At 46.8% G+C, this 12,313-nt stretch carries 11 protein-coding genes; 9 read left to right on the forward strand and 2 right to left on the reverse strand.

Annotated elements, in window-relative coordinates; all coding sequences use genetic code 11:
- Nucleotides 1–30: 30 nt before the first annotated feature.
- Nucleotides 31–471 (reverse strand): CidA/LrgA family protein, encoded by a 441-nt coding sequence (locus FC61_RS10225; RefSeq protein ID WP_011667391.1) that lies wholly within the window; start codon nt 469–471, stop codon nt 31–33.
- Nucleotides 472–877: 406 nt separating this feature from the next.
- On the opposite strand from FC61_RS10225, the gene FC61_RS10230 reads away from it, so the two are divergent.
- Nucleotides 878–1,972 (forward strand): glycosyltransferase family 4 protein, encoded by a 1,095-nt coding sequence (locus FC61_RS10230; protein ID WP_011667399.1) that lies wholly within the window; start codon nt 878–880, stop codon nt 1,970–1,972.
- Nucleotides 1,973–2,025: 53 nt separating this feature from the next.
- On the opposite strand, the gene FC61_RS10235 is transcribed toward FC61_RS10230, so the two are convergent.
- A complete protein-coding gene (locus FC61_RS10235; RefSeq protein ID WP_024525625.1) occupies nt 2,026–2,685 on the reverse strand; it encodes a YigZ family protein in 660 nt (219 codons plus the stop codon).
- A gap of 74 nt (nt 2,686–2,759) precedes the next feature.
- Here FC61_RS10235 and FC61_RS10240 point away from each other — a divergent pair, with 74 nt between their 5' ends.
- The 8 genes from FC61_RS10240 to FC61_RS10275 form a co-directional block, all read left to right on the forward strand.
- Nucleotides 2,760–4,079 carry a DNA/RNA helicase gene (locus FC61_RS10240; protein WP_021741449.1) on the forward strand — a complete coding sequence of 440 codons (1,320 nt, stop codon included), beginning with the start codon at nt 2,760–2,762 and terminating at the stop codon, nt 4,077–4,079.
- The gene (locus tag FC61_RS10245; RefSeq protein WP_035464363.1) at nt 4,076–4,750 is read left to right on the forward strand and encodes a ComF family protein; all 675 of its coding nucleotides are present in this window, start codon (nt 4,076–4,078) and stop codon (nt 4,748–4,750) included. Before FC61_RS10240 ends, FC61_RS10245 begins: the two co-directional genes overlap by 4 nt.
- 136 nt (nt 4,751–4,886) lie before the next feature.
- Nucleotides 4,887–5,447 (forward strand): ribosome hibernation-promoting factor, HPF/YfiA family, encoded by a 561-nt coding sequence (gene hpf / locus FC61_RS10250; RefSeq protein ID WP_011667403.1) that lies wholly within the window; start codon nt 4,887–4,889, stop codon nt 5,445–5,447.
- 201 nt (nt 5,448–5,648) lie between these two features.
- The gene (secA, locus tag FC61_RS10255) at nt 5,649–8,012 is read left to right on the forward strand and encodes a preprotein translocase subunit SecA (RefSeq protein ID WP_015473424.1); all 2,364 of its coding nucleotides are present in this window, start codon (nt 5,649–5,651) and stop codon (nt 8,010–8,012) included.
- Between the two features lie 76 nt (nt 8,013–8,088).
- Nucleotides 8,089–9,205, forward strand: a protein-coding gene (gene prfB / locus FC61_RS10260; RefSeq protein ID WP_099963054.1) for a peptide chain release factor 2 whose coding sequence is annotated in 2 segments (ribosomal slippage) — nt 8,089–8,160 and nt 8,162–9,205 — 1,116 coding nt in all. Because the reading frame shifts where the segments join, the coding sequence is not laid out codon by codon here.
- 109 nt (nt 9,206–9,314) lie between these two features.
- A complete protein-coding gene (locus FC61_RS10265) occupies nt 9,315–10,469 on the forward strand; it encodes a PDZ domain-containing protein (RefSeq protein ID WP_024525622.1) in 1,155 nt (384 codons plus the stop codon).
- Nucleotides 10,470–10,473: 4 nt separating this feature from the next.
- Complete coding sequence (locus FC61_RS10270) at nt 10,474–11,181, forward strand: response regulator transcription factor (RefSeq protein ID WP_021741445.1); 708 nt, start codon at nt 10,474–10,476, stop codon at nt 11,179–11,181.
- Nucleotides 11,178–12,313, forward strand: a 1,136-nt coding sequence (locus FC61_RS10275; RefSeq protein ID WP_057717087.1) for a sensor histidine kinase, incomplete at its 3' end; no start/stop codon positions are given. The genes FC61_RS10270 and FC61_RS10275, both read left to right, overlap by 4 nt.

Consider the following 12,313-nt stretch of genomic DNA (forward strand, 5'->3'; position numbering starts at 1 on the left):
TTCTAGTGAAAGTAGGTAGAAGCGAACGGTTTATTCCTCGACGTTAACGTCACGATGGAAAACGTTCTTCCGAAGCCAGATAAAGCCAGCAGTCGTGTAAGCGACAACCACCAAAAGGACAATCGTAGAAATCAAGGCAACAATGACGATTTGAACCCCTTCAGCCTTCAAGATATCCAAGTTAGCAGCTAATTGGATACCAGATGGTACGAATAGAAAGGCAATCAAACTGATCATGAAGTCCCCAAATTTTTCGACGTTCCGTAACTTCACGATATGAGTGGCTAATAAGATGTAGAGAATAACTAAACCAATCACAGGTGTTGGTACGGGGAACGTTGCTGGGAACAGTGGGGAAATTAGGCTGGAAACAAACAGGATGGCAGCGAAGATCCCCATTTGAATTAAGATGGGTGAAGCTTGTTCTTCTTCAGCCGTTTCTGTCTTTGGTGTTTTATCATTAGCAGCCAATAGAAAAATCTCCTTTCGAAATACAAACCAATAGTGACGATCAACGAGGAAAGGTTTCACAAGGAAATAGGATAAATAGCATAGGTACAAATAAAATGTGAAACCTTTCTCAATAACACAATCTTATTATATGGCTTTTAGGTGATTTGCACAAGAGAAATCTGCGGATTAAGGGCATTTGACTGTACACTTGTGCACGAAATAGCCTGTATAGGCGTTAAGGAAACGCTTACACAAACTTTTGCAAATGAAGCATACTTCACAAGCAAGATGCGTAAACCCTTGTGAAGTATTTAAAGTACCACTATCTGGTTAAATTTTTAAGTAGAACTCGCAAATGGCGGTTGTGTTTAAATTCTGAGATTTGTATAATTAGCAAAAGGAATGAAAAGAAAGAGGACACCTTATGAAATTTGAGATTATTGTTAGCTTGTTTGCTACCATGATTATCTCCGCGGTCCTAACCCCGTTTGTGCGCCGCTTTGCGTTTCAAATTGGTGCGGTGGATAAACCTAATCAGCGACGGGTCAACAAAGTACCGATGCCAACGTTAGGTGGCCTAGCCATCTTCATTGCGTTTACATTTTCAACGATGTTTTTGTTACGCGATCAGATGCCCACACAGCAATTGTGGGGGTTGTTCGGCGGTGAATGTATAATTGTAGCTGAAGGCATGATTGATGATGTCTTTGAACTGTCACCAAAGCAAAAAATTTTGGGACAATTATTAGCCGCCTTAGAAGTCTATTTTGTTGCCGGCGTAAAGATGCGTTATTTAACGTTACCGTTCATCGGTGTTTGGCATTTTGGCTGGCTGGCGTTACCCATTACGTTGCTTTGGATCGTGGCGATTGTGAACGCGATTAACCTCATTGATGGACTGGACGGTTTAGCGACCGGGGTTTCCATCATTGCGTTGACAACCACTGGTATTACTGGATTATTTTTCTTGAACGTTGCCAATACATGGGTTGCCATTATGATCTTTGCTTTAGTGGCGGCAATGTTGGGCTTCTTACCTTATAACTTTTTCCCGGCACGCATTTATTTGGGTGATACGGGGGCACAGTTTATCGGTTTCATGATTGCCTGTTTTTCGTTGTATGGGCTCAAGAACGTCACCTTTATTTCCGTGGTGATCCCAGTGATTATTTTGGGTGTGCCAATTACTGACACAGTTTATGCGATGATCCGGCGAATTTTGAATCGCCAGCCGATCTCACACGCAGACAAGCACCATTTGCATCACCGGCTCATGCAACTAGGGCTTACCCATCGACAAACGGTTTTGGTGATTTATGGGATTGCCTTAATTTTCTCGTTTATTTCGTTGCTATACCCGTTGTCGACCATCTGGGGGTCAGTCTTACTGACCATTGCGATTTTGGTTGGCCTAGAGCTTTTTGTGGAAGCAATCGGATTGGTTGGGTCTAATCGACAACCGTTGTTGCATTGGATTAACCGCGTGGTACAGAAGTTAACCTCTAAAAATTCAGATTAAGCCAAAGAGGCGTCTCAGAAGTTACTTCTGGGGCGCCTCTTTATATCTGGATGTTAATCTACATGGCGACTAGCATTAACCTCAACCGGAACTTCATGGTAATCAATGTTGCCGAGTCGACTCGTTAACCGGTCACTTAATAAATTCTGAATAGCGCCTTGAGTGGCACCGACGGCTGCCAAGTCGACGGCAATGGTCACGGTTACCGTGGTCGCATAATCGGTTCCTAAGACAGTAATGTTTTGCTCAGTGAGGTAGTGGCTCAGTCGATCATAATTCGCGTAGTCCACGGTTAAAATAAGGGCTTGCTGCCGGACCCGCTTAACCACACCGGTTGCTTCAATACCGGTTGAGGTGGCATTACTATAGGCCCGAATTAAACCACCGGCACCGAGCTTAATGCCACCAAAATAGCGGGTGACCACGGCAATCGTATTATGCAGGTGATTACGCTGCAGAACTGTTAAAATGGGAACACCAGCTGTTCCTGACGGTTCACCATTATCACTTTCCCGTTGAACATCATCGTGATCGCCTAGTAGGTAGGCCCAACAGTGGTGGGTTGCTTTAGGTTCCCGGGCGATGATTTGAGCGATGAATGCCTTTGCTTCTTCTTCGGTTGAAATCCGTCCTAGGTCAGCAATAAAGCGTGATTTTTTAATTTCTAACTCGTGCGTACCATTCGTCCGAATGGTTAGATAATCTGTTTCCATAATCAAAAACATCCTTAAAAATTATTAACGGGGCGCTGCGGAGTTAACCATAACGACTTAAAGGAGGCCCCGAAATGATAGAAGATGACGTGTTGTTTGGCCGGCAAGTGCCCTTGGAAGGGCCACCACAGTTGCCGAACGTTGTTGCGCAACCGGCAATTAAAAGGGTGGGACAACGACAACAGTGTCAGCGGTGCTGGCAGTGGTTACGACCACAAGATCAATTACCTAATGGCACATGGTATTGCCGTCAATGCTTACAAATGGGCCGGTTGACGTCACAACATAAATTATACACTATTTCAGAGCCCAACCGGTTTTCAATGTTAGCAAAATCACCACTAACTTGGTCGGGGCAATTAAGTGCGCAACAATGGACCGCCGCCCAAGACGTGATGACCCAGATGCGAGCACAGCACAATCATTTATTATGGGCAGTGACTGGGGCAGGAAAGACGGAGATTGTTTATCCGGCGTTAGCATGGGCCTTGCAACGGGGATGGCGGGTGGCATGGGCATCGCCGCGGGTCGATGTCTGTTTGGAATTAGCACCACGATTACGTCAGGCCTTCCAAGCAATCACACAGACCGTTCTTTATGGTGATCAATTAGAGCCGTACCGCTATTGTCAGCTAACTATCTGCACGACGCATCAGCTATTACGGTTTAAAGCGGCGTTTGACTGGGTGATTGTTGATGAAGTGGATGCGTTTCCTTTAGCAATGAGCCCGTTACTACAAGAAGCCATTCAGCACGCGCAAAAGGCCTCAGGGAGTCATTTGTATTTAACAGCGACACCCGATGAACGCTTACAACGGCAAGTCGCGCGCCACCAATTGACAGTGACTTATGTACCTTTGCGGTATCACGGCCATTTGCTGCCCCAAATTCAGGTGCAAGTGACCTGGCAATGGCGTAGAAGACTGCAACGACGTGGCTTACCAGCAGTGATTTTACGCCAGATTCAGCACTTTTTGACCGAACGACGGCCTTTTTTGATATTTGTGCCACATGTGGCAGATCTGGTGCTGGTCGAGCGGGCGTTAAAGTTGGCCGGAATTTCTGGTGGAGCTACCGTCCATGCTAGTGACCCTGAGCGCCAGGCCAAGGTGCAGGCAATGCGTGACCAACAGCTAACTTTTTTAGTGACTACCACTATTTTGGAACGGGGCGTGACTTTTCCCGGGATCGCGGTCCTGATTTTGGGTGGCGACGATCCAATCTTTTCCACTGCAGCGCTAGTGCAAATCGCCGGTCGTGTCGGGCGGAGCAGTCAGGACCCAACTGGTAGCGTTATTTGTTATTGTCAAACGCATACGCAAACTATCCGCGCGGCGCGGGGAATGATTGCGCGTCTCAACTGGCAAGGTAAACGTCAGGGAGGGCAACCATGACGGTCTGTGTTTGGTGTCAGCGTCCCTTGAAGACGTCCCTGACGTTGGCTCAGTTTTGGCGCTGGGGCCCGGTAACCCCACCCGACATCTGTGCTCCTTGTCAGAAGCGCTTAACGCCAATCGGTGATCAGCACTGTCCTCAGTGTGGGCGCCAACAGATGACTTGTCAGTTGTGTCAGGATTGCCAACGCTGGGATCAGCCGTTGGTCAATCGGGCACTATACTGTTATGATGCTGAGATGAAAGCCTACATGCAGCAGTATAAATTTCAAGGCGACTATGCACTGCGACGGGTGCTACAACGGGCGTTAGCGACGGCGTTAACCCAATTAACCTATGATATATTGGTACCTATTCCGATTGCTCAATCGACTTGGCAGTCGCGGGGATTCAATCAGGTGACGGGCTGGTTGACCGGTCAAGCCTACTACCAGGTCCTACAAGTGATTGACCAAGATAAAGCGACGCCACAGTCGGCCAAAAATCGAACGCAACGCTTATTAACTCCCCAGCCCTTCACCTTAGCGTCACAGGCGAAAGACCTGTGTCACGGCCAGCGGGTTTTGTTGTTGGATGATGTGTATACCACAGGAAGAACGTTGCGGCATGCCGCAACGCAAATTAATTTGACCGGGGCGAAAGCGGTTACTAGCTTGACCTTAGCCCGTTAGAGCGGAAAAAAATAATTAGATTAATTGTGTCTGGTCACGCTTTCTATTATAATAATAGTAAGCAAAGCATATTAGAAGAGTGGTCCTTCTAATGCTAAGCAAGCCGAGAGATCTCGGTTGAAGGGAGAGAAGTTTTATGCTCACATTTAATATTCGTGGAGAAAACATCGAAGTTACTGACGCAATCCGGGATTACGTTGAAAAACGGATCAGCAAGTTGGAGAAATATTTCGACAACAATGTTGAGGCAATTGCGCACATCAACCTGAAGGTCTACCAAAATAAGACGGCGAAGGTTGAAGTAACAATCCCACTCCCATACTTGACATTACGGGCAGAGGAGACCTCTCCTGACTTATATGCAAGTGTTGATTTGGTTACGGACAAGTTGGAACGTCAAATTCGCAAGTACAAGACCAAAGTCAACCGTAAGTCACGGGAGAAGGGTTACAAGAATCTTGACTTCTCAACAGAAACTTCCGAAAGTGATAAGCCGGCTGAAGGTAGCGAGTTAGAAGTTGTCCGGACTAAGCGGGTTTCATTGAAGCCAATGGATACTGAAGAAGCTGTTTTACAAATGGACATGTTGGGTCACGACTTCTTCATCTATGAAGATGCCGAGTCTGACGGAATCAGTATCGTTTACCGTCGTAATGATGGTCGGTATGGCTTAATTGAAGCTGACGACGCTGAATAAGTAAAATCAGTTTACGAAGCATCGCGTTTACGCGGTGCTTTTTTTGTCGATTTATGGCGGAAGAAAGCGGTTTAACGGGGGCGGTCGTGGGGGAATTGTTTCATCTTGGCCCGGATAGTGGTAGAATGTAGGTTGATTTATTGCAAATAAATGGGTAACTTTAAATAGACTTATTTTAAAAGTACTGAAGGGAATTCTCACATGCCAAATATTTTGAAACGATGGGTCGAAAGTGATCGCCGAACTTTACGACGCCTCAGTAATTTAGCGGATAAAGTCGGCGCCTATGCGGACGACTACGCACAACTTTCAGATGATGATCTGAAAGCAAAAACGCCTGAGTTTAAGCAGCGTTACCAAGACGGCGAAACGTTGGACGACCTGCTTCCTGAAGCCTTTGCGGCTATTCGTGAAGGTGCTAAGCGGGTGCTTGGCTTGTATCCTTTCCATGTGCAAATCATGGGGGGCATCGTGCTGCACGAAGGTAACATTGCTGAAATGAAAACCGGTGAAGGAAAAACCTTGACGGCCACGATGCCCGTTTACCTGAACGCCTTAGCAGGCAAAGGGGTGCACGTGGTAACGGTTAACGAATACCTGTCTGCACGGGATGCTACTGAAATGGGTGAGCTCTATAATTGGATGGGGTTAACGGTTGGATTGAACTCAGCCGAAAAATCACCAGAAGAAAAGCGAGAAGCTTACCAAGCAGATATTACTTACTCCACCAACGGTGAAATTGGGTTTGATTATCTGCGGGATAACATGGTGGTCTACAAAGAAGATATGGTGCAACGGCCATTGAACTTTGCGATTGTCGATGAAGTGGACTCCATCTTGATTGATGAAGCGCGGACACCATTGATTATTTCTGGTCAATCCGAAGGGACAAGTGCGCTTTATCGGCGTGTTGACCGGTTTGCTAAGACGTTACATGAAAAAGATGACTTTAAAATCGATTTGGAATCTAAGACGGTGGCGTTGACGGATACCGGGATCGAAAAGGCTGAAAAGTACTTCAACTTGAAGAACTTGTACGATACGGACAACACGGCTTTGACCCACCATATGGACCAAGCGTTGCGGGCAAACTTTATCATGCTACGTGACAAGGATTACGTGGTTCAAGATGGTGAAGTCTTGATCGTTGACTCCTTTACGGGTCGGGTAATGGATGGTCGGCGTTATTCTGATGGCCTGCACCAAGCGATTGAGGCTAAGGAAGGCGTCGAGATTCAAGAAGAAACCAAGACGATGGCTAACATCACGTATCAAAACTTGTTCCGGATGTACAAGAAACTTTCTGGGATGACCGGGACGGCTAAGACCGAAGCGGAAGAATTCCGAGAAATTTATAACATGGAAGTTGTTTCCGTGCCAACGAACAAGCCAGTTGTCCGGGTCGATGAACCGGATTTGCTGTACCCAACATTGGAATCGAAATTTAACGCCGTTGTTAAGGAAATCAAGGACCTACACGAAAAGGGTCAACCGATGTTAATCGGGACCGTGGCCGTAGAAACGTCTGAGTATTTGTCACAACGGTTGGATGAAGAAAACATTCCGCACGTGGTCTTGAACGCGAAGAACCATGCGAAGGAAGCCGACATCATCCAAAATGCCGGTCAACGTGGAGCTGTCACCATTGCCACCAACATGGCTGGTCGGGGAACTGATATTAAATTGGGACCGGGCGTCGTGGAAATCGGTGGACTGGCCGTCATTGGGACGGAACGTCATGAGTCACGGCGGATTGATAACCAGCTTCGAGGCCGTTCAGGTCGGCAAGGTGATCCTGGTATGACGCAATTCTACCTGTCCTTGGAAGATGATTTGATGCGGCGATTTGGTTCTGACCGGGTCAAGGGCTTCTTGGAACGGATGAACGTTGATGGCGAAGATGCTGTCATTCGGAGTCGGATGATCACTAAGCAAGTTGAATCAGCGCAAAAGCGGGTTGAAGGGAATAACTATGATTCCCGGAAGAACGTGTTGCAATATGATGATGTTATGCGCCAACAACGGGATGTCATGTATGGTGAACGTAACCAAGTCATCAATCAGGATAAGTCACTGAAGTGGGTATTAATGCCAATGATTAAACGGACCGTTGATCGGGTCGTTAGTCTGCATACGCAAGGTGAACAAAGTGATTGGGATTTGGATACACTCTTAGACTTCGGTATTTCTGCAATGGTTTCACCAGATAAGATTAGTTTGGATGATCTGAAGAACAAATCAGCCGACGAAATTAAGGCCTTCTTTATGGAACTGGCAGAAGACGTGTACGCAGAAAAGCAAAAACAACTTTATGATCCAGCACAAATGCTTGAATTTGAAAAAGTGGTGTTACTGCGGGTGGTTGATTCGCACTGGACTGATCACATCGATGCGATGGATCAATTACGGCAATCAATTGGTCTGCGGGGTTATGGTCAGTTGAATCCATTGGTTGAATACCAACAGGATGGGTTCCGGATGTTTGAAGAAATGATTTCAGATATCGACTATGATGCAACGCGCTTGTTCATGAAGTCTGAAATTCGACAGAATATTACCCGTTAAACGGGCGACGAACGAGGCGGGAAGTTTTCCGACCTCGTTTTGTCTTTAAAATAACACAAAAAAGGAGCCCAACATGATGGAATTAAGTGATGCTAAACGTGAACTAACCGCCATGCAAGAACAACTAACCGGCTTTAGGGGGTCACTTTGACTTTGATGCCTTGAATGAAAGTATCAGCGTCAATGAAGGCCAAATGGCCCAACCAGATTTTTGGGATGATGCCCAGGCGGCTCAGCGTTTAATCGATGAGACCAACGAGATGAAGAAAAAAGTCGACGAGTTTCAGCGGTTGGTCACGCAGGTTGAAAATCTGATGGTAGCCCTAGAGCTATTACAAGAGGAACCGGATGCAGAGATGCAGGCGGAGTTTGAAACTGATTTTGCCACTGCCCAGGCGGCTTTGCGGCAATACCGGTTGAACTTATTATTGAATCAAAAATATGACCATAACAATGCACTGTTGGAAATTCACCCGGGAGCTGGGGGCACGGAATCCCAAGATTGGGGTGACATGTTGCTACGAATGTATACTCGTTGGGCAGAACAACATGACTTTAAAGTAACCGTGCTGGACTATCAGCCGGGGGATGTTGCTGGGTTGAGTAGTGTGACCTTAGCAATTGCTGGTCGTAATGCCTATGGCTATTTACGTTCTGAGAAGGGGGTCCACCGACTCGTCCGAATCTCGCCGTTTGATTCGGCGGGACGACGGCACACGTCATTTGCGTCCGTTGATGTCTTACCAGAACTGGATGATTCAGTGGACATTGATATTAATCCTGCCGAATTGAAGGTCGATGTTTACCGGGCTTCTGGTGCTGGTGGTCAACATGTTAACAAGACCTCTTCAGCGGTGCGGATTACCCATATTCCAACGGGAATTGTGACACAGAGTCAAGCGCAACGGTCACAATTACAAAACCGCCAAACCGCCTTGGCTATGTTACGCGCTAAGCTGTATGAACGCGCGGAGGAAAAGAAGGCACAAGAAAAGGCGGCTTTAGAAGGTGACCAAATGGAAATCGGTTGGGGCTCACAGATTCGCTCCTACGTATTCCACCCATATACCATGGTTAAAGATCACCGAACCAATTACGAAACGGGTAATGGACAAGCTGTGATGGATGGCGATCTGGACCCATTCATTGATGCTTTCTTGCAATGGCAACTGAGTCAAAAAAATCCAGACTAAAACCATCTTGCAATCGAACGGTTAGACGGGTAACGCGAATGTCGTGTTACCCGTTTTTATTTCATGCTATACTGGGGACAGCAATTTTTTCAGGAAAGGTGTCGATTTCATGCGGACTTTGATTGCATGTGGAAGCTTTTTATTGCAACCGCTGGTTTGGTTAGCTATTTTACGGGTTTGGCTGGCCAGTCGAGCACGAATCACAACAGAACGGCGAAATTTTGGAAGTGCAGTGTATAGCGATCATTACGAGTTACGGCATATGCTGACGCAGGGACTGCTTTTAGGCCTTGGCTTGTCAGTGATTAATTTATTAATTGGGTTCAGCCTACCAGTGATCTGGATCTTAGCATATGAGGGTTTAGCAATTCTGACGTTAATTTTATTACCAACAACGATTCTGCCATTGACCTTGATTGCCGGGGCCACCTTAATCACGCTTTTGGGGGGAACTTACATAACGCCAAAACCGGATCTGAGTGCATGGGGATTGCGATGGGCCACCGTACCCGTCCAAAATTACTTCTGGCTAGCCTTGGCTTTCTTTTTGTTGATGGGCCATTGGATCACTCATTATGGCGGGCGGTTCACCAGTCCCAAGATTTATGCGAAGCAACGGGGCAAACAAATCGCCGGTTATCCGTGGCGTGAACTACTAGTATTACCAATGGTGACGCTGGTTCCCGGCGATTGGATCACCAGTCACTGGGCATTTTGGCCGGTCTTTTCCTGGCAAGGTCACCAATTTGCCATTCTCGTGTTACCCCTAATCTTGGGACTAAGATTTACCGTCTTTCGTCAAGCACCGCAGCAGGTCTATCACGCTTTAGGCCGCCGATTAATTTGGTTAGCTTTAGCGGCAATCATCGGGATCGGATGGAGCTATTGGCGACCTCAGGATGCGGTTTGGGGCATAATAATTCTATTAGTTGGTTATGTGGCTGTGTTATGGCAAGCTAAACGCTATGATGCCCGTCAGCCCTTCTGGTATTCTCAAGTGGATGATGGGGTGCGCGTTTTAGCTATTCGGCCACGGACGCCAGCCGTAAAATTAGATTTAGAGCCAGGGGATATTATTTTGGAATGTAATCATCAACCAGTGGTGAGTGAAACAAGCTTTTATGAGGCATTACTAGCGAATCCGGCTTATTGTCATTTGAGAGTTCGCAACATGGCTGGTGAATTGAAGATGACCGAAACTGCTATTTATTCTGGCGCACCACACGAAATTGGCATTGTCCTATTCAGAGATCAGGAGGGGTAAAACTATGAGTCGAGTCTTAGTCGTTGATGATGAACCCGCTATTGTGACGTTGTTACAATACAATTTGGAACAAGCAGATTATCAGGTCGTTACCGCTATCGACGGCGAGCAGGCCCTAAATCTCGCCTTACATGAAAAATTTGATGTAATCTTATTGGACCTGATGCTGCCCAAAATGGATGGGGTGGAAGTGACCAAACGATTGCGGCAAGAAAAAGTCAAGACGCCGATCATTATGATTACCGCTAAAACCAGCGAATTTGATACCGTCTTTGGTCTGGAGTTGGGGGCCGATGATTATATTACGAAGCCATTTAGTCCGCGGGAAGTGATTGCCCGGATGAAAGCCGTGATGCGTCGCTACCATGAAGAAGAGCCTACCGATGCGGTTCCAAGTCAACAAGGACACCGATTACAGGTGGGGGATCTCACCATTGACCAAGACAAATTTCAGGTTAAACGGGGAAATCAAGCGATTGAACTAACCCCTAAGGAATTTGAATTGTTGTTGTTTTTTGCTAAGCGTCCCGGAAAAGTCTGGAGTCGTGAACAATTACTAGAAGGCGTTTGGGGCTTTGATTACAGTGGGCAAACGCGGATGGTGGACATCCACGTCTCCCATTTACGAGAAAAAATTGAGCAAGACTCGAAGCATCCAACGTTACTAAAGACCGTTCGTGGATTTGGCTACACCTTTGAGGTTCAGCCATGATTCGGCGACTTGGCGAAGCTTTTGTGATTGGCGGGGTGGTTAATTCTTTTTTGGTGTGGGCGGTTCAACCAGCTCATTTGGAACCAGCATTACTCATTGCGTGGTCACTCACGCTATTGGAGACCGTGGTGATTGGTTATGGTTGGCGTTGGGCGGAACGGCGAATCACGATTTTAACCAAAAAAGTTGAGGGAATTCGGCATGCAGAAACGCCAGCTCACGTTCTGTTATCACCGCGCGATCCCTTTTACCGGTTGGCGTTGCAGATTAATTATTTGCAAACGCATCAACGCAAGGTTCAGCGGCAAGTTGCCGGGCAGAATCAAGAATTTGCGACACTATTGGATTACTTACCGATTGGGGTGATGGTTATTGATCGGTATCGCAAAGTGGAACTGGCAAATCCGGCGATGGAACAGTTTTTACAACAGCCCATTTCACCGCGTCGACACCCATTCACACAAGACGTTCGCCAGTTTGAACTGGCCAGTTTGATTAATTCAGCGCTCAGCGAACGGCAAACCCAACATCAAACGCTCAAGTTACCGGGGTCACCCCACGAACGGACGGTTGATGCCCGAGCGATTTATACGGCGACTTCACAAGATTACTTTCAAGTGCTCGTACTGTTGTATGACGTGACGGAAGTGTACGCGGTTGAACAGATGCAGATGGATTTTATGTCGAATGCGTCCCACGAGTTAAAAACGCCGGTCACTGCAATCTCTGGGTTTGCTAAAACCCTGTTGGCTGGAGCTAAGGACGACCCTGAAAAGTCCGTGGAGTTTTTACAGATCATCGATCAGCAAAGCGAACGACTAGTGGAATTGATTAATGACGTTTTGACGATCTCACATATTGAATCGGGCAATAATGTGGAGATGACCACGGTACCGCTAGGGCACTTGGTAGCAAGTCAGGTGAATTTATTAACGCCACTAGCAACGGTTAATCACATCACTTTACACAATCAGGTTGCTAGTGAGTTACAGGTGACGACTGACCAACGTAAATTGGATCAGATTTTAAAGAATGTTTTGAGTAATGCCATTAAGTACAATCGACCACAGGGGCGGGTGACCGTCACCGCCACTGTGACAGTCCACGATTGGCAATTGATTGTGCAAGATAC

The sequence above is a fragment of the Levilactobacillus brevis ATCC 14869 = DSM 20054 genome, from assembly GCF_001433855.1.
Classification (GTDB): Bacteria; Bacillota; Bacilli; order Lactobacillales; family Lactobacillaceae; genus Levilactobacillus; species Levilactobacillus brevis.

Bases quoted from the DNA above. Each gene is read 5' to 3' on its own strand.
- FC61_RS10245 (WP_035464363.1), top strand. From the start codon at position 4,076: ATGACGGTCTGTGTTTGGTGTCAGCGTCCCTTGAAGACGTCCCTGACG.
- secA (WP_015473424.1), top strand. From the start codon at position 5,649: ATGCCAAATATTTTGAAACGATGGGTCGAAAGTGATCGCCGAACTTTA.
- FC61_RS10230 (WP_011667399.1), top strand. From the start codon at position 878: ATGAAATTTGAGATTATTGTTAGCTTGTTTGCTACCATGATTATCTCC.
- FC61_RS10240 (WP_021741449.1), top strand. From the start codon at position 2,760: ATGATAGAAGATGACGTGTTGTTTGGCCGGCAAGTGCCCTTGGAAGGG.
- FC61_RS10235 (WP_024525625.1), bottom strand. From the start codon at position 2,685: ATGGAAACAGATTATCTAACCATTCGGACGAATGGTACGCACGAGTTA.
- hpf (WP_011667403.1), top strand. From the start codon at position 4,887: ATGCTCACATTTAATATTCGTGGAGAAAACATCGAAGTTACTGACGCA.
- FC61_RS10270 (WP_021741445.1), top strand. From the start codon at position 10,474: ATGAGTCGAGTCTTAGTCGTTGATGATGAACCCGCTATTGTGACGTTG.
- FC61_RS10265 (WP_024525622.1), top strand. From the start codon at position 9,315: ATGCGGACTTTGATTGCATGTGGAAGCTTTTTATTGCAACCGCTGGTT.